Below are 23024 nucleotides of genomic sequence, written 5' to 3'. Positions count from 1 at the left end.
CGCTCCATGAAGCTCACCGTCGTCGGCTGCTCCGGCTCGTTCCCGTCCACGGGTTCGGCATGCTCGAGCTACCTCGTAGAGGCCGACGGCTTCCGGCTGCTCCTCGACATGGGCAACGGCGCCCTCGGCGAGCTGCAGCGCCACGTCGGTCTCTACGACCTCGACGCGATCTTTCTCAGCCATCTGCACGCCGACCACTGCATCGACATGTGCGCGTACTTCGTCGTGCGCTACTACCGCCACGACGGCGCCCGCCCCGTCCCCGTCCCGGTCTACGGCCCCGAGGGCACCGAACAGCGGCTGACCGCCGCGCACGGCGACACCCCCTCCGAACGGGCGATGAGCGAGGTCTTCGACTTCCACACCCTCAAGGCGGGGTCCTTCGAGATCGGCCCCTTCTCGGTCCGTACGGAGAAGCTCTGCCACCCCGTGGACACCTTCGGCATCCGGGTCGAGCACGGCGGCTCCGCGCTCGTCTACTCCGGCGACACGGGGGCCTGCGACGCGCTGGAGGACCTCGCGCGGGACGCGGACCTGTTCCTCTGCGAGGCGTCGTTCGTCGACGGCAAGGAGGACATCCCCGACCTGCACCTCAACGGCCGGGAGGCCGGCGAGGCGGCGGCCCGCGCCGGCGTGCGCCGGCTCGTCCTCACCCACATCCCGCCGTGGACCGACGCCGACCGCAACGCCGCCGACGCCCGTGCGGTCTATCCGGGCCCGGTGGAACTGGCGGCTCCGGGCGCGGTGTACGAGATCTGAGAGCCGGTCGCCCCGCCGTGACCCGCCCCGCCGCGACCCGCTCCGTGGGACTCCCGGGACGAGATGTGCTGCGTACGCCGGAGCCCCCGTCGCCCGAAAGACATCTTCGGGCGGCGGGGGCTCCGGCGTGGTGCGTCGTGCGTGCCGTGCTGCGTGGCGCGGAGGCTACTTCGCCTCGGCCTTCTGCAGCTCGGCGAGCTCCTCGTCCGACTCCCGGCCCGGGGTCGGGAGGTTGAACTTGATGATCGCGAAGCGGAAGACCACGTAGTAGACCACCGCGAAGCAGAGGCCGACCAGGACCAGCAGCCAGGGCTTCGACGCGATGCCCAGGTTCAGCAGGAAGTCGACCAGACCGGCCGAGAAGCCGAAGCCGTCCTTCATGCCGAGCGCCCAGGTCAGGGCCATCGACACACCGGTCAGCACCGCGTGGATCGCGTACAGCACCGGGGCGATGAACATGAACGTGAACTCGATCGGCTCGGTCACCCCGGTGACGAACGAGGTGAGCGCGAGGGAGAACATCATGCCGCCGACGACCTTGCGGCGCTCGGGGCGGGCGCAGTGGACGATCGCGAGGCAGGCCGCCGGGAGGGCGAACATCATGATCGGGAAGAAGCCGGTCATGAACTGTCCGGCGTTCGGGTCACCGGCCAGGAAGCGGGCGATGTCACCGTGGGCGCCGTCGTACTCGCCGGCCTGGAACCACGGGAAGGAGTTCAGCAGGTGGTGCATGCCGACCGGGATCAGCGCACGGTTGGCGACACCGAAGATGCCCGCGCCGACCGCGCCGGAGCCGACGAGCCACTCACCGAAGTTGTGCAGACCGGCGCCGAGCACCGGCCAGATCAGACCGAAGACGATACCGATGACCAGACCCGCGAAGGCGGAGAGGATCGGGACCAGGCGGCGGCCGCTGAAGAAGCCGGCCCAGTCGGGCAGCTTCGTCCGGTAGAACTTCTGGTAGAGCAGGGCCACGACTATGCCCATCACGACACCGCCGAGAACACCGGCGTTGACGGGGGCGTCGACCATCACGATCTTGTTGTCGACCACGGTGGCGACCTGGGGCAGGTTGCCGTCCGTGAAGGTGGCCAGCACCTTCTGGAAGACGAGGTAGCCGGTGACGGCGGCCAGGGCGGTCGAGCCGTCCGACTTCTTCGCGAAGCCGATGGCGATACCGACGGCGAACAGCAGCGCCATGTTGTCGAGGATGGCGCCACCGCCCGCGGCCATGTAGCCGGCGAGCTTCGTGATGAAGGTCGGGAACGATTCGCGGCCCAGCATGTCGTCGTTGCCGAGGCGGACCAGGAGGGCGGCGGCCGGCAGCACGGCGACCGGCAGCATGAGGCTGCGGCCGATGCGCTGCATGACGGCCATCACGCCTGCGCCCTTCTTCTTCTCGGCCGCGGGTGCGGTCTCAGCCGTGGTCATCAACATCCTCCATGGGGCACGGTGCCGCCCGGGTCATTGATGCGGGGAGGCGGCGACTCGACAGACGGCGGCAGACAGCCGTGGTCTGGACCACTCAGTGGTGTAGACCAGTTTTAGCACGGTGAGGGTTAGATAAGGAACCTTCAATTCCCCTCTTGATTCGCAGTAGCAGATCCGGCACGTTCGGTGACATGGCGAAGGCCCCCGGACCGGATGGTCCGAGGGCCTTGTGCGGGCCTGGTGCGGCAGGGTCCGCGACCCCGCTGTCCTGCTGGTCCTCGCTACTTCGTGAGGTCGTTCTCCATCTCCTTCTCGATCTCCTCCGGTTCGCGCCCCGGTGTCTTGAGGTCGAACTTGGTGATCGCGAAGCGGAAGATCACGTAGTAGACGACCGCGAAGCATGCGCCGATCGGGAGGATCAGCCAGGGTTTCGTATCCAGATGCCAGTTGACGACGTAGTCGATCAACCCGGCGGAGAACGTGAACCCGGCGTGCACCCCCAGCAGCCAGGTGATGCCCATCGAGGCCCCCGTGAGCACCGCGTGCACGCCGTACAGCAGCGGTGCGACGAACATGAACGAGAACTCGATCGGCTCGGTCACCCCGGTGATGAACGAGGTCAGCGCCACCGAGAACATCAGGCCGCCCACCTCCTTGCGGCGCTCGGGCCGTGCGGTGTGGGTGATGGCCAGGGCCGCGGCGGGCAGACCGAACATCATGATCGGGAAGAAGCCCGAGGTGAACTGGCCGGCCGACGGGTCCCCGGCGAAGAACCGGGTGATGTCGCCCTGGACGGTCGCGCCGTCGGCTCCCGTGAACTCGCCCGCCTGGAACCAGAAGAACGTGTTCAGGAACTGGTGCATGCCGACCGGGATCAGCAGCCGGTTCGCGAAGCCGAAGATCGCCGCGCCCCACGAGCCGAGGTCGATCAGCTGCTTGGAGAACCAGGTCAGTCCGTCACCCACCGGCTGCCACAGCAGCCCGAACAGCACGCCCAGGATGACGCAGAGGAACGCCATCAGGATCGGGACCAGGCGGCGGCCGTTGAAGAAGCCGAGCCAGTCCACCAGCTTGGTGCGGTGGTAGCGCTGCCAGACGACGGCGGTCAGCAGTCCGATCAGGATGCCGCCCAGCACTCCGGGGTTCTGCGGCTCGCCGGCGGGCAGCTCGTCGGTCACGGTGCCGTCCATGGGGAAGGCGGTCAGCACCCCCCGGTAGACCAGGAAGCCGACGACGGCCGCCAGTGCGGTCGAGCCGTCCGCCTTCTTCGCGAAGCCGATGGCCACACCGATGCAGAACAGCAGCGGCAGGCCCAGCTCGCCGTTGAGGATCGCGGTGCCGCCGTTGAGCAGGACCGCGGAGGTCTTGTCCCAGAACGCGCCGTGCAGATAGGAGGAGAACAGGTTGCCGAGGCTGACGAGCAGGCCCGCCGCGGGGAGGACGGCCACCGGGAGCTGAAGGCTCCGCCCGACCTTCTGAAGGCCCTGGACCGGTCCGTTCCACCATTTTCGCTGCGGTACCGCAGCGGCGCTCGAACTCATGGGCGTCCTCCCGGAACACATCACGTTTGGCGGGCGTCGCATACTGGTGTAGACCAGTTGCGTCACGGTCCGGGGTCCGTCCCGAAGGCAGGGCGCCGGTGATCGTCATCCTTCGGGATCGTCCGGTTACCCGCCCGCGAAGTTGGGCCAACCGTGCGTTACCGTGACGAAACGGACCCGCAGCGGGCGGCCGTCTGCGCGTGAAACCAGGGAGAAGGACATGGCCACCAAGGCTGAGAAGATCGTCGCCGGGCTCGGCGGCATCGAGAACATCGACGAGATCGAAGGCTGCATCACCCGCCTCCGCACCGAGGTCCACGACCCCAGCAAGGTCGACGAAGCCGCCCTCAAGGCCGCCGGCGCCCACGGCGTCGTCAAGATGGGCACCGCGATCCAGGTCGTCATCGGCACCGACGCGGACCCCATCGCCGCCGACATCGAAGACATGATGTGACCGGCTGACCCCACGCCGGACCCCGCGGGCCCCGTCCTCCACCGGTGGGCGGGGCCGCGTCATGCCCCGACGCCCCCGCGCACGCGGTCCACGGCGGCCGCCACCGCACCCGAACGGAGCCACCCCCGCCCAGCGGATAAAGTCGGGCCCATGTCTCGCATCGACGGCCGCACCCCCGAACAGCTCCGCCCCGTCACCATCGAACGCGGCTGGAGCAAGCACGCCGAGGGCTCAGTCCTCATCTCCTTCGGCGACACCAAGGTCTTCTGCACCGCCTCCGTCACCGAAGGCGTCCCGCGCTGGCGCAAGGGCAGCGGCGAGGGCTGGGTCACCGCCGAGTACTCCATGCTGCCCCGCTCCACCAACACCCGCGGCGACCGCGAAGCCGTCCGCGGCAAGATCGGCGGACGCACCCACGAGATCAGCCGCCTGATCGGCCGTTCGCTGCGCGCCGTCATCGACTACAAGGCCCTCGGCGAGAACACCATCGTCCTGGACTGCGACGTCCTCCAGGCCGACGGAGGCACCCGTACGGCCGCCATCACCGGCGCCTACGTCGCCCTCGCCGACGCCGTCACCTGGGCTCAGGGCAAGAAGATCGTCAAGGCCGGCCGCAAGCCGCTCACCGACACCGTCGCCGCGATCAGCGTCGGCATCGTCGACGGCACCCCGCTCCTGGACCTCTGCTACGAGGAGGACGTCCGCGCCGAGACCGACATGAACGTCGTCTGCACCGGCGACGGCCGCTTCGTCGAGGTCCAGGGCACCGCCGAGGGCGCGCCCTTCGACCGCAAGGAACTCGGCGCGCTCCTCGACCTCGCCACCGCCGGCTGCGTCGACCTCGCCGCGCTCCAGCGCGACGCACTCGCCCGCACCCAGGACGCGTAGCGACCCACCCTTCGCGGGTAAAGAAGCAACCAAATACGCACCACAGAGCGTCGTTACGGATACGGGCGCACGGGTCGAACCGTGCGTCCGTCCACGTATCGACCCCCGGGGAGGGACCGCACCATGGCTTCGCGCCGCCACCAACGCCTCGCACTCGCCACCGCCGCCACCCTGCTGACGCTGACCACGGCCGTGGGCTGCGCCGGCCTCGACAAGGCGCTCGACTGCGTCCGTACCGCCGATGCCATCGCCACCAGCGTCGGCAACCTCCAGAAGGCCGTCTCCAACGCCTCCGAGGACGTCACCCAGGCCTCCGAGTCCCTGGACGAGATCGACCGCGAGCTGAAGAAGCTCGACGACACCACGGACAACGCCGACCTCTCCAAGGCCGTCGACGACCTCCAGGCGGGCGTCACCAGCGTCCGCAAGTCCATCGAGGGCGGCGACGCCACCCCCGACATCACCCCGGTGACGGACGCGGCGACGGAGATCGGCAAGGTCTGCACGCCGTAGGACCACGGGCGGCCGGGCCGGTCCGGGGTGCGACCGGCCCGCCCCGCGCCTGCGGCGATAATCGCCCCATGAAGCGCCTGATCCTCGCCACCCGCAACGCCGGGAAAATCACCGAACTCCACGCCATCCTCGCCGACGCGGGACTCGACCTCGACCTCGTCGGCGCGGACGCGTACCCCGACATCCCCGACGTCAGGGAAACCGGCGTCACCTTCGCCGAGAACGCGCTCCTCAAGGCCCACGCCCTGGCCCGCGCCACCGGCCTCCCGGCGATCGCCGACGACTCCGGCCTCTGCGTGGACGTCCTCGGCGGCGCCCCCGGCATCTTCTCGGCCCGCTGGTCCGGCGCCCACGGCGACGACCAGGCCAACCTGCGTCTGCTCCTGGCCCAGCTCGGCGACATCGCCGACGAACACCGCGGGGCGTACTTCGCCTGCGCCGCGGCCCTGGCCCTGCCCGACGGCACCGAACGCGTGGTCGAGGGCCGCCTGAACGGCACCCTGCGCCACACCCCGTCGGGCGCCAACGGCTTCGGCTACGACCCGATCCTCCAGCCGGAGGGCGAGACCCGCACCTGCGCGGAGCTGACGCCGGCGGAGAAGAACGCGATCAGCCACCGGGGGGAGGCGTTCCGGGCCTTGGTGCCGGTGGTGCGGGAGTTGGCGGGGTAACGGGAGACGAAAAAACGGCCTGCGCATCAGTGCTTCGATCCGCAGGCCGTTCTTGGTGCGGCGGAAGGGATTCGAACCCTCAAGCCGTTTCACGGGCCACAGATCCTAAGTCTGCTGTGTCGCCAGTTGCACCACCGCCGCTAGCCGCCTGCCATCGTACCGGGCAGGCGGCCGAGGTGGTGAGCGGGTTTGACGGCTCAGAACTTCGGTTCCGGCGCCTGCGCGTGGACCAGTTCCGCCGCCTCCTCGTCCGTCTCGACCGACGGCGGGGAGCCGATCAGCGGCTGTTGGGCGGTCTCCTTCATGCAGGCGACCGCGATCACCCCGACCAGGGCCGCCGCCATCGCGTAGTAGGCGGGCATCAGGTTGGAGCCGGTCCAGCTGATCAGGGCGGTGATCACCAGCGGGGTCGTGCCGCCGAAGATCGACGCGGAGAGGTTGTAGCCGACCGACAGGGACCCGTAGCGGACGTTCGTCGGGAACAGGGCCGGCAGCGCCGCGGACATCGTGCCGAGCATGCAGACCAGGGAGAGGCCCAGCAGCAGCATGCCGGCCGTGATCGGGAAGATGCCGTCCACCCGGATGAGGAGGAACGCGGGGAGGGAGAGGAAGAGGAACCCGAGCATCCCGGTCATCAGCAGCGGCTTGCGCCCGAAGCGGTCGGAGAGCTTGCCGACCTGGCTGATGATCGCCATCAGGAACACCATCACCGCCAGCAGGATCAGCAGACCGTGGGTCTCGCTGTAGCCGAGCTCGTCGGAGAGGTACGTCGGCATGTACGACAGCAGCATGTAGTCGGTGATGTTGTAGGCGCCGACCAGGCAGATGCAGAGGATCAGCGTCGGCCAGTACTGCCGGAAGATCTTCGCCAGGTCGCCCTTGGCCGTGGACTCGACGCCGTCCGCCGCCTCGCTCGCGTGCGCCGTGCCGCCCTCCAGCTTCTGGAAGGCCGGCGTCTCGTCCAGGCGCAGTCGCAGGTACAGGCCGACCAGGCCCAGCGGGCCCGCGACGAGGAACGGGATCCTCCACCCCCAGGCTTCCATCTGGGCGTCGTTCAGGAGGGCGTACAGGGCCGTGACGAGGCCCGCCGCGCCGACGTAGCCGGCCAGCGTGCCGAACTCCAGGAAGCTGCCGAAGAAGCCGCGCCGTTTGTCGGGGGCGTACTCGGCGATGAACGTCGAGGCGCCGCCGTACTCACCGCCCGTGGAGAAGCCCTGGAGCATCCGGAAGAAGATCAGCAGGATCGCGGCCCAGACGCCGATCGTGTCGTGGGAGGGGATCAGGCCGATCGCGAACGTTCCGACCGCCATCAGGATCATCGTCAGCGCGAGGACCTTCTTGCGGCCGACCTTGTCGCCCATCGGGCCGAAGAACATGCCGCCGAGCGGCCGTACGAGGAACGCGACCGCGAAGGTCGCGAACGAGGAGAGGAGCTGGGTGGATTCGTTCCCGGACGGGAAGAACACATGCCCGATCGTCACGGCCAGGTAGGAGTAGATGCCGAAGTCGAACCACTCCATGGCGTTGCCCAGCGAGGCCGCTTTCACGGCCCGCTTGACCGCGGCGTCGTCCGTGACGGTGATGTCCGTCCGGCGCAGCCGCGGATTGCGCCGCTTCCGGACGGCCCGGAAGAGCGCGGGGTGACGTTTGACCGCTGCGGGGTCGGCCGCCTGGTGGGGGTCGGGGGCCGCCATGGCCGGGTCCTTTCCTCGAAGGGTGTTCCAGGAAAGGCTTCTGCGCGGTCATGGCGGCCGCAAACCGACTTCGGGGGTCGATGCGATCTCCCTCACACGATCTCCCTCACTTGATCTCGACACGTTCCCCCCGGGGAGCGTGTCGAGATCGTGTGGGGCGGGCGGGTGTCAGATGCCCAGATCCCTGATGATCTTCGCCACGTGGCCGGTCGCCTTCACGTTGTAGAACGCGTGCTCGATCTTGCCGTCCTCGTCGACGACGAGGGTCGAACGGATCACGCCCGTCACCACTTTGCCGTAGAGCTTCTTCTCGCCGAAGGCGCCGTACGCCTCCAAAGTTTCCTTGGCCGGGTCGCCCACCAGGGTGACCTTGAGGTTCTCCGTGTCGCGGAACTTCGCGAGCTTCTCCGGCTTGTCGGGGGAGACGCCGATGACGTCGTACCCGGCGCCCGCGAGGAGGTCGAGGTTGTCCGTGAAGTCGCAGGCCTGCTTGGTGCATCCGGGGGTAAGAGCGGCCGGGTAGAAGTACACGATGACCTTGCGGCCCTTGTGGTCCGCGAGCGACACCTCGTTGCCGTCGGCGTCGGGAAGGGTGAAGGCGGGAGCGGTGTCGCCGGGCTTCAGTCGCTCGCTCATGTGGTTCTCCTCGGGTGGTGCACGGGTCGGACGGGACCGAGGGTAATAGGGGTGCCGCCGGGTGTGCGGAGGTTCGAGCTGACAGACTGTCGATGAAGGTTTACCGGACGACGACCACGGAGGCGGCGCAGTGTCGGATGCCAGGACCCCTGCGCAGATCGAGGCGGACATCATCAGCAGGCGCGAGCAGCTCGCTGTGGTGCTCGACGAGATCGGGGTGCGGGTACACCCGAAGACGATCATCGGAGACACCAAGGCGAAGGTGGCCCAGTCCGTGGACCGGACGGCCGGCCGTGCCTTCGTCGCGGTGAACCGATCGGTGTCGGATGTGAAGGCGCAGTTCGTCGCGGAGGACGGCTCGCCGCGGCTGGAGCGGGTGATTCCCGCGGCGCTGCTGGTGGTCGGTGTGGTGGGGCTGCTCACGGTGTCCAAGCGCCGCCGCCGCGCGTGATCCGAACCCGGCGGCGTACGGCCCGGGGCGCGGCGGGTAGGTTGCGGGCGTGAGCGAGAACCCCCAGGACGACAAGCTGCCCATCCGGATGCTGCACGACCGGGTGCTGGTGCGGAACGACGCGTCCGAGGGCGAGCGGCGCTCCGGCGGCGGCATCCTGATCCCGGCGACGGCCGCGGTGGGGCGGCGTCTCGCCTGGGCCGTCGTCGTCGCGGTCGGGCAGAACGTGCGGACGGTGGAGCCCGGTGACCGGGTGCTGTACGACCCCGAGGACCGTGCCGAGGTCGAGGTGCGGGGCGTGGCGTACGTCCTGATGCGGGAGCGCGATCTGCATGCGGTGGCCGCCGACCGGTTCGAGGGTTCGGTCGACTCGACCGGGCTGTATCTGTAGGGCCCCGACGCAGGGCCCGGAGGCAGGGCCCGGACGCAGGGCCCTGGGGGCCCCGAGGGTCTGGTGACCGGTGTCACCAGGCCCTTTCCCCGTTTTTTGCTACGGTGGAACCACCCCGACGAGACGCGCCGTACCGGGTTGGCAAAGACGACGCACCCGTTCTGTTCGCGTGGTCGTCGTCGGAGGTGCCAGTCATGGCGTGGGTTCTGTTGATCGTTGCCGGTCTGCTCGAAGTGGGCTGGTCGATCGGGATGAAGTACACCGAGGGGTTCACCCGGCTGTGGCCGAGCGTGTTCACGGGCCTCGGGATCGTGGCGAGCATGGTGCTGCTGTCGCATGCGGCGAAGACGCTGCCGATCGGTACGGCGTACGGCGTGTGGGTCGGTATCGGCGCGGCCGGTGCGGCGATCCTGGGCATGGTCGTGCTGAACGAGCCGGTGACCGCCGCCCGGATCTTCTTCGTCTGTCTGCTGCTGGTGGCCGTGGTCGGCCTGAAGGCGACCTCCGGGCACTGACGGAGGACGGACCCCCGGCGAGCCGGCCTCGGCCGGCTCGCCGGTCACACGGGCCGGCCGTCCGGGAAGACCGGACCGCGAGCGCCCTCGATGAAGCCGCCGTTGCCCCCGTTGCCGCCCCCGTTGTTCCCGTCCCCGCCGGTACCGCCGCCTCCGGTGTTCCCCGTCTCTCCCGGGCCGCCGCTGCCGGCGGTCGTGCCGCCGGAGGCGCTGCCTCCGGTGGCGCCGTCGTCCCCGCCCGTTCCGCCGGTGTCCGTGCCGGGCGTCGGCGGGGTGTTGCCGGACGGGTTGCTCGGCGTGGTGCCGGAGGGGGTGGTGGCGGGTTCCGACGAGGAGGACGGGTCCGTGTCTCCGTCGGGGTCCTCCTCGGGGTCCTCGTCGAGCTGGGGCTCGTCCTCCTCGTCGGAGCCCGGAACCGTCTCCAGGTCGAACTCCACGGCCGGGGAGGAGCGCAGCGCCGCTTCCGTATAGGCGGCCCAGGTCTCGGCCGGGGCGCCGCCGCCGTTGACGCGGGGCAGGCCGAGGGCTCCGTACAGCGGGGTCTGGGCGCCGGTGTCCGGGTTCTGGCCCATCACGGCGACGACGGTCGCGAGGTCCGGGGTGTACCCGGCGAACCAGGCGGCCCGGTCCTCCTCCGCGGTGCCGGTCTTGCCCACGGCCGGGCGGCCCACCGCCTGGGCCGCCGTGCCGGTACCGCCCTCCACGACGCTGCGCAGCACGGCGGTGGTGGTGTCGGCGGCCTCGCGGCTGACGGCCCGGTCGGTCGTGCGCGCGGGCAGCTTGACCTCCGTGCCGTCCTTGGTGACCTTGTCGACGAGGACGTGACGGCCGTGCCGGCCGTGGTCGGCGAGGGTGGCGTACGCCTCGGTCATGTCCAGGACGCTGGCGTTGGCGGGGCCGAGAGCGATGGAGGGGGAGGCGGTGAGGTCGGGGGTGTCGGTGGGGATGCCGAGGGCGACCGCGGTGTCCCGGACCTTTCCGGGGCCGACGTCCTGGGCCATCTGCGCGTAGACGGAGTTGACGGACCGGTCGGTGGCGGTGCGCACGGTGATGGAGCCGTAGTCGACGTCGTCCTCGTTGGCGGGCGCGTAGTCGGTGGAGCCCTGTGTGCCGACGACCGTGCGCTTGTTGGTGCCGTCGTAGACGGTGTTGGGCGTGATGGGCCGGCCGTCCTGGGTGGTGGAGTCGTTGACGAGGGCGGAGGTGAGGACGAACGGCTTGAAGACGGAGCCGACCTGGTAGTCGCGGCGGGTCGCGTTGCTGACGTACTGCTTGGTGTAGTCGATGCCGCCGTACAGGGCGACGACCGCGCCGGTGTCGGGGACGATCGAGGCGCCGCCGACGCGGACGTTGCGGTCGGCCTTGCGCTCGGCGCTGGTCTTGGACATCACATGGGTGTCGACGGCCTTGACGAAGGCGTCCTGCTTGGCCTTGTCGAGGGTGGTGGTGATGCGGTAGCCGCCGGTGGCGAGGGTCTTCTCGTCGAGGATGCCGCGCCGGTTCAGATAGTCCTCGACCGCCTGCACGATGTAGCCGCGCTGCCCCGAGAGCCCGGTCGACGGTCTGGCCTCGCCGGGCGTGGGGAACCGGGTCCGGGCCCGTTCGCCCGCGTCGAGCCAGTCCTCCTTGACCATGCCGTCCAGGACGTAGTTCCAGCGGTGCTGGGCCGCGGGTGCGTTGTCGGGGTGGGCGACGACGTCGTAGGCGCTGGGGGCGTTGAGGAGGGAGGCGAGGTAGGCGCCCTCGGCGGTGCTGAGGTCCTCGACGTTCTTGCTGTAGTACGCCTGGGCGGCGGCCTGGATGCCGTACGCGTTGCGTCCGAAGTAGCTGGTGTTGAGGTAGCCCGCGAAGATCTGGTCCTTGGTCTCCTCGCGGTTGAGCTTGACCGCGATGAAGAACTCCTTGGCCTTGCGCAGGACGGTCCGCTCCTGGCCGAGGTAGTAGTTCTTCACGTACTGCTGGGTGATCGTCGAGCCGCCCTGCTTGCCCTTGCCGGTCACGGTGTTCCAGCCGGCCCGGACCATCGCCTTCACGTCCACGGCGCGGTCGGAGTAGAAGTCCCGGTCCTCGGCGGCCAGTACCGCGTGCTGGACGGTGGCGGGGACCTGGGAGAGCTTGACCTTCTCCCGGTTCACCTCGCCGTCACGGGCGATGACGCTGCCGTCGTTGTAGAGGTAGACGTTGGACTGGGCGGTGGCCGCGGCGTTGGCGGCCGGGATGTCGACGAAGTGGTATCCGGCGACGAACCCGCCGATGAGGAGGAGGGCGAGGCCCAGCACGGTGCCGAGGACCATCCGCCAGGTGGGGACGGCACGCCGCCAGCCGGTGCGCGGGGGTCGCTCGGTGCGCCGCTTCTTCCCGTTCTTCCCGGTCCTGCCGTCCGTCCCGGGGGGCTTTCCCCGGTCGCTCCCGGGTGCGGCCACCGCGTCCGAGGGATCGCGGGGGGCCCAGTGCTGTGACTCGTCGCTCATGTCCGTGGGGCTCCTCGGGCGTGGTCAGTTCTCCCATAGTGCCCGTTTCGCCGGAAAACCTGCGGTTCTCCCCGAGTCGTTCCCTCCTCCGGTCGTCCCGAAATACGGTCGCGGCGGCTGTCGCGCGTGCACTACTGTCGTGCGCTTTGGTGTCGAGAGCCGGTGGGCGGCGGGGGAGAGGGACGGCGTGCGGCTCTATGCGGTGGTGGCGGGGGGTGCGTTCCGGCGCTACGCCACGTATCGGACGGCCACGGCCGCGGGCGTGTTCACCAACACGGTCTTCGGCTTCATCCTCGCGTACACCTACATCGCCCTGTGGGACGAACGTCCGCAGCTCGGCGGCTACGACACCGCCCAGGCGCTGACCTACGTCTGGCTCGGCCAGGCCCTGTTGATGGCCTGCGCCATGATGGGCGGCGGCTTCGAGGACGAGCTGATGGAGCGGATCCGTACGGGGGACATCGCCGTCGACCTCTACCGCCCCGCCGACCTCCAGCTGTGGTGGCTGGCGGGGGACCTGGGCCGGGCGGCGTTCCATCTGCTGGGGCGCGGTGTCGCACCGATGTTCCTGGGGGCGCTCGCCTTCGACCTGGCGCTCCCCGGCTCCGCGTGGACATGGGTGGCGTTCCTGGTCTCGGTGACCCTCGGTGTGATCGTCAGTTTCGCCGTGCGCTTCCTGGTCGCGCTGTCGGCGTTCTGGCTGCTCGACGGGGCGGGCGCGATGCAGATCGCCTGGCTGATGGGGCTGTTCTTCTCCGGGATGCTGCTGCCGCTGAACCTCTTCCCGGGGCTGCTGGGCGAGGTGGCCCGGATGCTCCCCTGGTCCTCGCTGCTCCAGATCCCGGCCGATGTGTTCCTCGGCAAGCACACGGGGTGGGGGCTGGTGGAGGCGTACGCGTTCCAGGGCGGCTGGGCGGTGGCCCTGCTGCTGGCGGGGCGGCTGCTCCAGGGCGTGGCGACGAGGAGGGTGGTGGTGCAGGGTGGCTGACCCGGTGCTGGTGCGGGAGGCGGAGCGGGAACCGGGAGGCTTCGCTTACGAGGAGCGGCCCCGGCTGCTGGAGGGCGTGCGCGCGTACGGGCTGATCGTCGCGATGTGGGTGCGCTCGACGATGGCGTACCGGGCCTCGTTCGTCATGACGACGTTCGGGAACCTCGCCGTGACGACCTTCGACTTCGTCACGATCATGCTGATGTTCACGCACGTCGACGCGCTGGGCGGCTACACGCTCCCGGAGGTCGCCCTGCTGTACGGGGTCTCGGCGACCGCGTTCGGGCTCAGCGATCTGCTGCTCGGGTCGATGGACCGGCTGGGGCGGCGGGTGCGGGACGGGACCCTGGACACGCTGCTGGTGCGGCCGGTGCCGGTGCTGGCGCAGGTGGCGGCGGACCGGTTCGCGCTGCGCCGGCTCGGGCGGATCACCCAGGGGCTGCTGGTCCTCGGGTACGCGCTCATCACCCTGGACATCGCGTGGACGCCGCTGAAGGTGCTGATGCTGCCTCTGATGGTGGTGAGCGGTGCGGCGATCTTCGGGGCGGTCTTCGTGGGCGGGGCGGCGTTCCAGTTCGTCGCCCAGGACGCCTCGGAGGTGCAGAGCTCCTTCACGTACGGCGGGACGACGCTGCTCCAGTACCCGCCGACGATCTTCGCGAAGGACCTGGTGCGCGGGGTGACGTTCGTGGTGCCGCTGGCCTTCGTCAGCTGGCTGCCCGCGCTGTACGTGCTCGACCGGGAGTACCCGGTCGATCTGCCGCAGTGGGTGGCCTTCCTGCCGCCGGTGGTGGCGGTGGGCTGCTGGGCGCTGGCGGGCCTCGCGTGGCGGGCGGGGCTGCGGGCGTACCGGAGCACGGGCAGTTGAGCGGGATCGATCACGGAGGAGGGCACGGACATGGGCGACGGTACGGGTACGAGCACGGGTACGGCTGTGGGCACGGGTGCGGAGGTTCCGGGTGCCGCCGCGGGTGACGGCGGCTTCATCAGCCTCGACGGCGTCGAGAAGGTCTTCCAGGTCCGCCGCCGCACCGGACTGCTGCGCCGCGAACGCCGCGAGGTGCGGGCGGTGGACGGGATCAGCTTCCGGGTGGCCCGCGGCGAGATGGTCGGCTACATCGGCCCGAACGGGGCCGGCAAGTCGACCACGATCAAGATGCTGACGGGCATCCTCACCCCGAGCGGCGGCCGGCTGCGCGTCGCGGGCATCGACCCCTCCCGCGAACGCATGCGCCTGGCACACCGCATCGGCGTGGTGTTCGGCCAGCGGACGACCCTCTGGTGGGACCTGCCGCTGCGCGACTCGTACCGGCTGATGCACCGCATGTACCGCATCCCCGACCGGCGTTATCGGGAGAACCTCGACCGCTGTGTCGAACTCCTCGATCTGGGCGAGCTGTTGGACGTCCCCGTACGGCAGCTCTCGCTGGGGCAGCGGATGCGCGGCGACATCGCGGCGGCGCTGCTGCACGATCCGGAGGTGCTCTACCTGGACGAGCCGACGATCGGTCTCGACGTGATCTCCAAGGCCAGGGTGCGGCAGTTCCTGAAGGACCTGAACGCCGAGCGCGGGACGACGGTCCTCCTGACGACGCACGACCTCACCGACATCGAGCAGCTGTGCAGCCGGGTGATGGTGATCGACCACGGCCGTCTGATGTACGACGGTTCGCTGGCCGGCCTCCACGAGGTGGGGGAGAGCGAACGCATGCTCGTGGTGGACCTGGAGAGCGAGCTCCCTCCGATCGTCCTGAAGCCGCAGGGCGCGGGCGGGGAGCCGACCCTGCGGGCGGTCAAGGTGGAGGGCCCGCGCCAGTGGCTGGCGTTCCCCGCCGCCGCGTCGGCGGCCCCGCTGGTGGCGCGGATCGCCGCGGAGTACCCGCTGGTCGACCTGTCGGTGCGGGAGCCGGACATCGAGGCCGTGATCGCCAGGATGTACGAGTCCGGGCGGTGACGGGGGCTTTCCCGGGGCGGCGCGCGCAGGTCGTGGGCCTGCATGTCTGTGCCGGGAACGGGTGCGTTCAATAGGCTGCGCGGTATGACAAGTGAACGTCCGGAAATGCGCGCCTCCGATGCCGAGCGTGAGCGGATCGCGGAACTGCTGCGCGAGGCCGTGGCCGAGGGCCGCCTGGAGATGGACGAGTTCGACCAGCGCCTCGAAACGGCCTACAAGGCCCGCACGCACGGCGAGTTGGAACCGTTGGTCCAGGACCTTCCGGCACCCGGTTCGGCAGTGGCCCCGGTGGGTTCCTCCGCCCCCGTCCCGCTGCGGGGTTCCGCGGCGAACTGGCCCGCGCGGATCGGCGGCAACGCCACCTCGAAGGGGGCGTTCGCCTTCTGGGGCGGATTCAACCGGAAGGGCCGCTGGACGGTGGCCCGGAAGTTCACCGCGTTCGCGATGTGGGGCGGCGGCGAGATCGATCTGCGCGAGGCGAACTTCGAGGACCGCGAGATCGTCATCCGCTGCTTCACGATCATGGGCGGTCTGCATGTGACCGCGCCGCCGGAGCTGAACCTCGAGGTCAGGGGCATCGGCATCATGGGCGGCTTCGGCGAGGGCTCCAACGAGGAGGGCGAGCCCGCCCCGGACGCCCCGCACGTGCGGGTCACCGGCTTCGCCCTGATGGGCGGCGTCGGGGTGGAGCGCAAGCGGACCAAGGCGGAGCGCCGCCGGCTGAAGGAAGCGGAACAGGCGGAGGTGGAGGCGCGCCGCCGGCGCGAGCTGGAGGGCCCGGACGGCGGCACCCGCAAGGAACTCTGAGAAACGGGGAATCGCCTCTCAGAGCCCCCTCACAGCGGCCCGCAGAGCCCCCCTCAACGGCCGTAGAGCCTGCTCAGCGCCTCCTCAGCGCCTCACAGCGCGTCGGACCGGGGTGCGCGGGCCCGGTCCAGGGACTTCAGGTCCACCCGGTCGCCCAGCGCGCGGTATCCGTCGTCGTTGAGGTGCAGGTGGTCGCCGGAGTCGTACGAGGCGAGGATCCGGTTCGGCGCGGCGGGGTCGCGTACCGCCGCGTCGAAATCCACGTACGCGTCGAAGACCGTGCCCGCCCGGATCTGCTGGTTGACCACCTGGCGTGCGGCGTCGCGCTCGGGCGTCCAGGTGGCGAAGCCGCCGAACGGCGTCAGGGTCGCGCCGACGACCGTGAGTCCGCGGGCGTGCGCCCGGTCGGTGAGGGCGCGCAGGCTGTCCACGATGCGCTGGGGGTCGGTCTCCTGGGGGGACTGCTGTACGTCGTTGATGCCGAGCGCCACGACGAGGGTCCGGGCCCCGGCGACCGACAGGGCGTCGCGGTCGAGCCGGTCGGCGCCCGCCTGGCCCCCGGCGCCGCGGCCGATGCCCACGATCCGGTTGCCCGCGATACCGGCGTTGGCGACTCCGTACCGCCCGCCCAGCCGGTCGGCGAGGACGTCGGTCCAGCGGGCGTTGGCGTCGGTGGTGGAGCCGCTGCCGGCGGTCAGGGAGTCCCCGAGGGCGACGACCGCGCCGAGCGCCCTCTCGCTGCGGACGTCCACGGCGGTCAGATAGCGCCAGTGGGTGGTGCTCCAGGTGCCGCGGTCGTCGATCAGGAACGACGTCTGGTGGGTGTAGGGGTGGTAGGTGACCGGCCCGCCCGCCTGCGGGGTGCGGAAGCTGACCTCGAGGTCGGAGTCGGGGGCCACGGGCACCACGACCGGGTCGCTGACGACCCGTCCGCCGGCGGCGACGGTGACGGTGGCGGCGCCCTTGAAGGTCACCGGCCGGGTGTTGACGGTGGCCTGGTCGATGACCAGGGGGGCGGTGCCGAAGAGGTTCGACAGGGTGATGCGGGCGGCGTTCCCGCCGATGCTGGTGTGCACGACGTTACGGATGGTGCGCCCGGGGAGTCCGTCCTCGGTGCCCGGTTCGGCGCGGACGGGCGCGGCGGTCCAGGTGGCGACCCAGGTGCCGCCCGAGGTGGCGGGGGCGACCGGGTTACGGGCCGCCGCCTGGGTCTCGGCGGGCGCGGGCGGCGTCGACCGGGGGCCGGAGATCAGCGTCGTACCGAAGGCGACGGCGGCGGCGAGTGCGGCGGTGCCCGCCACTAGGGCGATGAGCAGGGCATACCCCTGGCGCCTGGGCATGTGCGGTGATTCTCCTTGTGATGATCGTGCTGGTCCCATGATGCGACAGGCCGTCGGGAACTCGACGTGCGGCCCGGGAGTAGGGGAGGTAGGGACAATGCCTACGTCACGGGGGCGAGGCGTAGGCGGACGGGTGGAGCGGATGGAACGGACCGGATCCGGCGAGCAGGAGCAGGACGGGGACGCGGTGCAGAAGTCGGAGCGATCGGATCGACCGGAGCGGTCCGCGCCGCTGGAGAGCGCGGGGTCCTCGGGGCGGGCGGCGGAGCTGGAGCCCGGCCCCGAGGCGGAGCAGGCACAGGGGGCGGGGCAGGGGCAGGGCCCCGGGCGGAATCCCGAGGGATCCGGGCCGCCGCGCGCCAGGGGCCCGTTGGCCTCGTTCGCGTACACCGCGGCGGACGAGGAGAAGCAGCGCGGCGTACGGCGCATGAAACTCACTGCCACCGGCCTCCTTCTGCTCGTCGCGCTGGTCTACGTCCTGGCCACCTGGGCGAAGAACTCAGGCGTGGGGGGCTGGCCGGGCTACGTTGCGGCGGCTGCCGAGGCGGGCATGGTGGGCGCTCTCGCGGACTGGTTCGCCGTGACGGCGCTCTTCCGCCGCCCGCTCGGCCTGCCCATTCCGCACACGGCCATTATCCCCAACAAGAAGGATCAGCTGGGACAGTCCCTCGGTTCCTTCGTTGGCGAGAACTTTCTCTCCGGAGACGTCATTCGTGACCGAATTCACGCTCTGGGGGTCGGTCGCCGGCTCGGTGTGTGGCTCGCGGAGCCGGCCCACGCGGACCGGGTCACCGCCGAGCTGGCGACGGCGCTGCGGGGCGCGCTGACGGTCCTTCGGGATTCCGATGTGCAGGCGGTGGTCGGCGAGGCGATCACCCGGCGGGCGAATGCGGCGGAGGTCGGCCCGAGTCTCGGCAAGATGCTGGAGAAGGTCGTCACCGACGGCGGTCACCGCAAGGTCGTCGACCTCGTCTGCGTACGGGCGCACGACTGGCTGGTGGAGCACGGCGACTCGGTGATGGACGCGGTGCAGGGCGGGGCCCCCGGCTGGACCCCGCGGTTCGTGGACAAGCGGGTGGGGGAGCGGGTCTACAAGGAGCTGCTGCGGTTCGTCACGGAGATGCGGGACATGCCGGAGCACCCGGCGCGCGGCTCCATCGACACCTTCCTGAACGACTTCGCGGCCGACCTCCAGAGCGACGCCGACACCCGGGCCCGCGTCGAGCGGCTGAAGTCGGAGATCCTGGGCCGCGGTGAGGTCCAGGACGTCATCGCCTCGGCCTGGACCTCCGTGCGCACGATGATCCTCTCGGCGGCGGAGGACGAGCGGAGCGAACTGCGGCTGCGGGCCCGCGCGTCGCTGATGTCGCTGGGCGCGAAGCTGGCGAGTGACGCACGGCTCCAGGGCAAGCTGGACGGCTGGCTGGAGGACGCGGCGGTGTATGTGGTGACGACGTACCGCGCGGAGATCACCTCGCTGATCAGCGAGACGGTCGCGAGCTGGGACGCGGACCAGACCTCGAAGAAGATCGAGGCGCACATCGGCCGCGACCTCCAGTTCATCCGGATCAACGGCACGGTGGTCGGGGCGCTGGCGGGCCTGGCGATCTACACGGTGTCGCACGCGCTGACGGGCTGACCGGCGGGGCCCCCGGGCTCCGCTCCGGGTGCGTGCCCGTCCTGTCGTACGGGTACGCACCCGGCCTACGCGGGGAGTTGCCCAGTAGTACGGGCCCGGGGCGGCCGGAGTTCAACGGGGGGCGGAATTCTTTCCGGCCGGCCGGCCGCCCGGCCGCCCGGCCGGCTCGGTGCTTCGGGCGAGGAGCCCTACGCGCGGCGGGTGACGGCCCAGGACGCGGCGGCTACGCCACCCGCGACGGCGAACACGGCGGGCCAGGCGCCGACCTTCTTGGCGAGCGGGTGTGATCCGGCGAAGGCGGCGACATAGGCGACGGTCAGCCCGGCGGCGGCGCGCGGCCCGGCCTGACGGTTCCACCCGTACGCGGCGACGGACCCGGCGGCGGCGAGCGCGACACCGCCGAGCGGCCGCTTCTCGGTCCACCGCGCCACGCCGTAACCCCCGACGAGCCCACCCGCCGCCACTGCCGTCGCCCAGACCTTCGCCATCGCCGCCACCATCGCTTCCTCGAGCCGTTGGTCCACCTGTGGTCCGCTTCCACCCGAGGCTAACGTTCGGGGCGCTAGGGCCGTCGGGTGGGACGGGCGGCCGGGCGGCCGGGTGGCCGGGTGGCACGAGGGACGGGGTTCAGGGTGGGAGCAGGCACGGTCACGGTGGTGAGCGAGGACGGCTTCGAGGGGCCCGTACGCCTCTTCTGCACCGACCGGGGTGGCAGCGGCCCGCCCCTGCTTCTGCTGCACGGGCTGGCCGGTCACTGCGGCGAGTGGGATGCGCTGGCGGCCCGGTTCCGTTCCACGCACCGCGTGATCGCCTTCGATGCCCGGGGTAGCGGAGCGAGCACCCGCCGCCCGGGGGACGTGACGCGGGCGGCGCACGTCCGCGATGTTCTGGCCGTCGCGCGCCGGTTCGGTCTGGCAGGGCAGGACACCGTGCTGGTCGGCCAGTCGATGGGCGGCCTCACCGCTCTGCTGACGGCGGCGGCCCAACCGGAGGTGTGCCGTGCGCTGGTCCTGATCGAGGCGGGCCCGGCGGGGCCGAGCCCGGAGCTTCCGGGGCAGATCGGGACCTGGCTCGACTCCTGGCCGGTGCCGTTCGCGGACGCTGAGGCGGCCGAGGCGTTCTTCGGCGGCGGACCGGCGGGCCGCGCCTGGGCGGCCGGTCTCGCGCCGGGCCCCGGCGGTCTGCACCCCCGTGTCGACCGGGACGTGATGGTGGCCACCGTCCAGGAGAACGCGCATCGTCACTACTGGGACGACTGGGACCGGGTGCGTTGTCCGGTGCTGGTGGTACGGGGAGAGAACGGTGCGATGAAGCCGGACGAGGCGGCCCGGATGAGGGCCCGGCACCCGGCGACGCGGATCGGCGTCATCCCGGGGGCGGGCCACGACGCCCACCTGGACAACACGTCGGCGGTGTACGCGGAGATGGCGGCCTTCTTGGCCTGAACCCCGGCCGTGGCCCCGTGCAAGGGTCTGGATGGGGCGCAGGCGCACTTACCGTGGTCGTCGCCGCGACACTGGTCCCCTGCACGCAGGCGTCGAGCGGCAGGCGGACCGCGCGTATTCATCACGGTCCCGGCCGCTCTTCAGGTCACGTGAGGCTGATGACAGGGACCTTTGAGGGGGCCCCGTAGGTGAGGACCCTCTTCAGACCTGTCCGGAGTTCATCGATGTCAATGCCTGGGGCGATCCCCAGAGTTATGACCCTGGAGGGCAGTTCCAACTCTTCCGCCGACTCGCTCCGGAACTGGAGGATGAGCCGGCCTGGAAGCAGGGTTGCCTCTTCGAGGCCGCCATAGTCAACGCCGTCCCCCTCCGACACGATGCAGTAGCTGTCCAGTTCGAGATCGATCTCCTGTTGTCCAGGCTCCTCGATCATGCGCTGCAGATCGAAGTACCGGGCTTCCCCGCTGTCGCCCTCGGCGATGAACACGGTGAACGTCTGTCCAGGAACAGACTCCCCGGACTCCAGGTGCCGGATAGTCCAGTAAGGAACGCCCGGTTCGGCCATCTGTCAGTTCTCCGTCCTTGAAGCTCCCCGCCATGGAGGCTCGCCCGGGGCGCCGGCTTCGGCAAGGTTGGCGATGCGCCCTCCCTGATGACGAGCATGACGATCCAGGAGACACGGCCTGGGCTGCCGCCCAACACCGGCTCCGGCAGCGGGCCGCTCACTCGCAGGCGACGCCGTCCCCGTCGCGGTCCAGGTGCCGCCCGTAGCCGGGCTCCCCGGCCCGGATGGGCGCGGCGCCCGCGTTGCGCACGGCGGTGCAGTTCGCGTAGTAGGTACTGCCGCCGCCCCCACCGCTCGTACTGCTGCCGCCGCCGCTGTTTCCGCCGGAGGACGACGAGGACCCGCTCCAGGGCTCGCATCCCACGCCGTCGCCGTCGCGGTCCAGATGGGGCGCGTAGCCGGGATCGCCCTTCTCGACGGGGGCGGCCCCGGCGGCGCGCACGGCGTCGCAGTTCTTGTAGTACACGGGCGCCGGAGTCGTCGCCTTCGGCACGGGTTTCGGGGTGGGTGTCGGGGTGGGACTCGGTTCGGGAGTGGGCGCGGTGACGGTGATGCGGACGACGGCGGTCGCGGCGGGGACCTCGGTGCCCTTGAGGAGAACCCGGTACGTGAACGCGTCACCACCGGCGTACCCGTCGGTGGCCGTGTACGTGACCGAGGCCCCGGACACGGTGGCGGTTCCGTGGCCGGGCGCGGTGTCGATGCTCAGGGTCAGCTCCGCCGGTTCGTAGGCGTCGAGCAGGGCCGCCGCCTCCCCGCTCTCCAGGGTGACCGAGTCGTTGTCGAGGACGTCCACCTCCAGGCTCTTCCCCGCCTCCGCGCTCTGCTCGGCGTCGTCCATGAGCGCCAGGGCCCGTTCGACGGAGGGCGACGGACTGACGGACGCGGCGACCTCGGCGGTGTCCTTCCCGGCCCGGTCGTCCGTACCGCCGTCGCCGCCTCCGCACCCCACCAGGGCGAGCGCGAGCGCGGCCGCTCCCACCGGTATCCGTATCCGGAGGAGCCCGTGACCCGGCCGCCGTGACTGATTCCTCGTCTGCATGTGGTGCCCCCAAGGCCGAACTCTGTGCGGTGGAGCAGCCGATGCTCGCAGCGCACCGGGAGCTTCATCAGGGGCATGAGGGAAGCGAAGCGGAATTGTGATGAAAGCGTGCAGGAGGTGTGCAGGGGCGGTCGGAAGGGGGCGGTGTGCGGTGGTGTCCGGGGGTGTCTCAGCCGGCGCGCCGCTGGCCGAGCAGCCGGGCCTGTTCCTTCTTCAGCACGGTGAACCCCTCCCGCGCGTAGGCGGCGAGTTCCTGACTCGGGAACGGCACGACGGACAGGTGCTGGTCGTACCGCTCCTGCGCCCACCGGGCAGTCGTGATCTCGTAACCGGACACGTGTGCGCACAACTTGAGCAGGATCGGCGGCATCTCGGATTCGCGCAGCAGGTCCGCGTGGGTCACCACGAGGTCGCGCATGGCCCGGATGTTCGGCAGGAAGACGGTCGTGATCCACAGCCGCCACTCGGCGAGTTCCTCCTCGGTGGGTGGATCCTCGTGGTCGAAGGGGAAACGCCCGTCGGGGCGGACGTTGCGCTCGGCGAACGCTGCGAAGGCGCGGCTGTTGGCCTCGGTGATGGCGAACAACGGCCCGTAGAAGTCACTGAGTTGCCGGTTGACGCGCGCGAGCCGTTCGTGGCGCTGGGCAAGCCGCAGCCCGTTCAGGTAGGCCGTGACGTACCCGACGAACGCCAGGGCGATGGTGACGACCAAAGCAATCATGGACGGTGATGGTACTGAGGCCGGCGCACTCGTACGGGTGAGCTGTCGCCTACTGCTGGTTGCTGCTTGTCGGGCTACGGCTATCGCTACTGCTGCGGACGCGCTCCG

24 protein-coding genes, 1 tRNA gene and 1 riboswitch are annotated in these 23024 nt (G+C 70.6%); of the genes, 14 read left to right on the top strand and 11 right to left on the bottom strand.

Going from position 1 to position 23024, the window contains the following annotated elements; translation table 11 throughout:
- The first annotated feature begins 6 nt into the window (after window positions 1-6).
- Window positions 7-759, top strand: coding sequence for an MBL fold metallo-hydrolase (locus tag ACH4UK_RS06280; RefSeq protein ID WP_398354796.1), 753 nt, complete (start codon window positions 7-9; stop codon window positions 757-759).
- 165 nt (window positions 760-924) lie between these two features.
- Here ACH4UK_RS06280 and ACH4UK_RS06275 read toward each other — a convergent pair whose 3' ends face one another.
- Together ACH4UK_RS06275 and ACH4UK_RS06270 are read right to left on the bottom strand one after the other, a co-directional pair.
- A complete protein-coding gene (locus tag ACH4UK_RS06275) occupies window positions 925-2190 on the bottom strand; it encodes a PTS transporter subunit EIIC (RefSeq protein ID WP_398354795.1) in 1266 nt (421 codons plus the stop codon).
- 281 nt (window positions 2191-2471) lie between these two features.
- Window positions 2472-3731, bottom strand: a complete 1260-nt coding sequence (locus tag ACH4UK_RS06270) for a PTS transporter subunit EIIC (RefSeq protein ID WP_398354794.1) — start codon at window positions 3729-3731, stop codon at window positions 2472-2474.
- 220 nt (window positions 3732-3951) lie between these two features.
- Between ACH4UK_RS06270 and ACH4UK_RS06265 the strand changes: the two genes are divergently transcribed.
- From ACH4UK_RS06265 to rdgB, 4 genes are all read left to right on the top strand, one after another.
- Complete coding sequence (locus tag ACH4UK_RS06265; RefSeq protein ID WP_007450642.1) at window positions 3952-4185, top strand: glucose PTS transporter subunit EIIB; 234 nt, start codon at window positions 3952-3954, stop codon at window positions 4183-4185.
- 150 nt (window positions 4186-4335) lie between these two features.
- Entirely contained in the window at window positions 4336-5073 is a 738-nt protein-coding gene (gene rph / locus ACH4UK_RS06260) for a ribonuclease PH (protein WP_274345018.1), read from the top strand.
- Window positions 5074-5196: 123 nt separating this feature from the next.
- Window positions 5197-5586, top strand: a complete 390-nt coding sequence (locus ACH4UK_RS06255) for a hypothetical protein (RefSeq protein WP_398354793.1) — start codon at window positions 5197-5199, stop codon at window positions 5584-5586.
- A 68-nt stretch (window positions 5587-5654) separates the two neighbouring features.
- Window positions 5655-6257 carry an RdgB/HAM1 family non-canonical purine NTP pyrophosphatase gene (rdgB, locus tag ACH4UK_RS06250; protein WP_398354792.1) on the top strand — a complete coding sequence of 201 codons (603 nt, stop codon included), beginning with the start codon at window positions 5655-5657 and terminating at the stop codon, window positions 6255-6257.
- Window positions 6258-6310: 53 nt separating this feature from the next.
- Here the strand turns inward: rdgB and ACH4UK_RS06245 are convergent.
- The 3 genes from ACH4UK_RS06245 to bcp form a co-directional block, all read right to left on the bottom strand.
- Window positions 6311-6398, bottom strand: a tRNA-Leu gene (locus ACH4UK_RS06245).
- Window positions 6399-6454: 56 nt separating this feature from the next.
- Window positions 6455-7951 (bottom strand): glycine betaine/L-proline transporter ProP, encoded by a 1497-nt coding sequence (gene proP / locus ACH4UK_RS06240; RefSeq protein ID WP_398354791.1) that lies wholly within the window; start codon window positions 7949-7951, stop codon window positions 6455-6457.
- 168 nt (window positions 7952-8119) lie between these two features.
- Window positions 8120-8587 carry a thioredoxin-dependent thiol peroxidase gene (bcp, locus tag ACH4UK_RS06235; RefSeq protein ID WP_398354790.1) on the bottom strand — a complete coding sequence of 156 codons (468 nt, stop codon included), beginning with the start codon at window positions 8585-8587 and terminating at the stop codon, window positions 8120-8122.
- Between the two features lie 130 nt (window positions 8588-8717).
- Here bcp and ACH4UK_RS06230 point away from each other — a divergent pair, with 130 nt between their 5' ends.
- The 3 genes from ACH4UK_RS06230 to ACH4UK_RS06220 all read left to right on the top strand — a co-directional run bounded on the left by ACH4UK_RS06230 (window position 8718) and on the right by ACH4UK_RS06220 (window position 9944).
- A complete protein-coding gene (locus ACH4UK_RS06230; RefSeq protein ID WP_398354789.1) occupies window positions 8718-9038 on the top strand; it encodes a DUF3618 domain-containing protein in 321 nt (106 codons plus the stop codon).
- A gap of 88 nt (window positions 9039-9126) precedes the next feature.
- A complete protein-coding gene (locus ACH4UK_RS06225; RefSeq protein WP_042498713.1) occupies window positions 9127-9429 on the top strand; it encodes a co-chaperone GroES in 303 nt (100 codons plus the stop codon).
- Between the two features lie 86 nt (window positions 9430-9515).
- Window positions 9516-9586, top strand: a riboswitch (guanidine-III (ykkC-III) riboswitch).
- A 37-nt stretch (window positions 9587-9623) separates the two neighbouring features.
- The gene (locus ACH4UK_RS06220) at window positions 9624-9944 is read left to right on the top strand and encodes a multidrug efflux SMR transporter (protein ID WP_018512395.1); all 321 of its coding nucleotides are present in this window, start codon (window positions 9624-9626) and stop codon (window positions 9942-9944) included.
- A 44-nt stretch (window positions 9945-9988) separates the two neighbouring features.
- On the opposite strand, the gene ACH4UK_RS06215 is transcribed toward ACH4UK_RS06220, so the two are convergent.
- Complete coding sequence (locus tag ACH4UK_RS06215) at window positions 9989-12415, bottom strand: transglycosylase domain-containing protein (RefSeq protein ID WP_398354788.1); 2427 nt, start codon at window positions 12413-12415, stop codon at window positions 9989-9991.
- Between the two features lie 187 nt (window positions 12416-12602).
- Between ACH4UK_RS06215 and ACH4UK_RS06210 the strand changes: the two genes are divergently transcribed.
- The 4 genes from ACH4UK_RS06210 (at window position 12603) to ACH4UK_RS06195 (ending at window position 16164) form a co-directional block, all read left to right on the top strand.
- Window positions 12603-13403 carry an ABC transporter permease gene (locus ACH4UK_RS06210; RefSeq protein ID WP_398354787.1) on the top strand — a complete coding sequence of 267 codons (801 nt, stop codon included), beginning with the start codon at window positions 12603-12605 and terminating at the stop codon, window positions 13401-13403.
- Window positions 13396-14271: an ABC transporter permease gene (locus ACH4UK_RS06205; protein ID WP_398354786.1), complete on the top strand. Its 876-nt coding sequence runs from the start codon at window positions 13396-13398 to the stop codon at window positions 14269-14271. Before ACH4UK_RS06210 ends, ACH4UK_RS06205 begins: the two co-directional genes overlap by 8 nt.
- Before the next feature lie 30 nt (window positions 14272-14301).
- Window positions 14302-15357, top strand: coding sequence for an ATP-binding cassette domain-containing protein (locus ACH4UK_RS06200; protein ID WP_398354785.1), 1056 nt, complete (start codon window positions 14302-14304; stop codon window positions 15355-15357).
- A 105-nt stretch (window positions 15358-15462) separates the two neighbouring features.
- Window positions 15463-16164 (top strand): DUF1707 domain-containing protein, encoded by a 702-nt coding sequence (locus ACH4UK_RS06195; RefSeq protein WP_398354943.1) that lies wholly within the window; start codon window positions 15463-15465, stop codon window positions 16162-16164.
- Between the two features lie 92 nt (window positions 16165-16256).
- Here the strand turns inward: ACH4UK_RS06195 and ACH4UK_RS06190 are convergent, their stop codons facing one another.
- Window positions 16257-17504: an SGNH/GDSL hydrolase family protein gene (locus ACH4UK_RS06190; RefSeq protein WP_398354784.1), complete on the bottom strand. Its 1248-nt coding sequence runs from the start codon at window positions 17502-17504 to the stop codon at window positions 16257-16259.
- Between the two features lie 142 nt (window positions 17505-17646).
- Here ACH4UK_RS06190 and ACH4UK_RS06185 point away from each other — a divergent pair, with 142 nt between their 5' ends.
- The gene (locus tag ACH4UK_RS06185) at window positions 17647-19143 is read left to right on the top strand and encodes a DUF445 domain-containing protein (RefSeq protein ID WP_398354783.1); all 1497 of its coding nucleotides are present in this window, start codon (window positions 17647-17649) and stop codon (window positions 19141-19143) included.
- Between the two features lie 188 nt (window positions 19144-19331).
- Here ACH4UK_RS06185 and ACH4UK_RS06180 read toward each other — a convergent pair whose 3' ends face one another.
- Window positions 19332-19631 (bottom strand): hypothetical protein, encoded by a 300-nt coding sequence (locus ACH4UK_RS06180; RefSeq protein WP_398354942.1) that lies wholly within the window; start codon window positions 19629-19631, stop codon window positions 19332-19334.
- Window positions 19632-19775: 144 nt separating this feature from the next.
- Between ACH4UK_RS06180 and ACH4UK_RS06175 the strand changes: the two genes are divergently transcribed.
- Entirely contained in the window at window positions 19776-20588 is an 813-nt protein-coding gene (locus tag ACH4UK_RS06175) for an alpha/beta fold hydrolase (RefSeq protein ID WP_398354782.1), read from the top strand.
- 145 nt (window positions 20589-20733) lie between these two features.
- On the opposite strand, the gene ACH4UK_RS06170 is transcribed toward ACH4UK_RS06175, so the two are convergent.
- The 3 genes from ACH4UK_RS06170 to ACH4UK_RS06160 form a co-directional block, all read right to left on the bottom strand.
- Complete coding sequence (locus ACH4UK_RS06170; protein ID WP_398354781.1) at window positions 20734-21153, bottom strand: Imm10 family immunity protein; 420 nt, start codon at window positions 21151-21153, stop codon at window positions 20734-20736.
- A 157-nt stretch (window positions 21154-21310) separates the two neighbouring features.
- Complete coding sequence (locus ACH4UK_RS06165; RefSeq protein ID WP_398354780.1) at window positions 21311-22135, bottom strand: excalibur calcium-binding domain-containing protein; 825 nt, start codon at window positions 22133-22135, stop codon at window positions 21311-21313.
- Between the two features lie 229 nt (window positions 22136-22364).
- On the bottom strand, window positions 22365-22916 hold the full coding sequence (locus ACH4UK_RS06160) for a hypothetical protein (RefSeq protein ID WP_398354779.1): 552 nt from the start codon (window positions 22914-22916) through the stop codon (window positions 22365-22367).
- Window positions 22917-23024 lie beyond the last annotated feature (108 nt).

It is taken from the genome of Streptomyces sp. NPDC020884 (genome assembly GCF_044333935.1).
In the GTDB taxonomy this organism is placed as follows: Bacteria; Actinomycetota; Actinomycetes; order Streptomycetales; family Streptomycetaceae; genus Streptomyces.
Note: the sequence above shows the minus strand (reverse complement) of the source record. Positions and strands in the feature narration are given on the sequence as shown.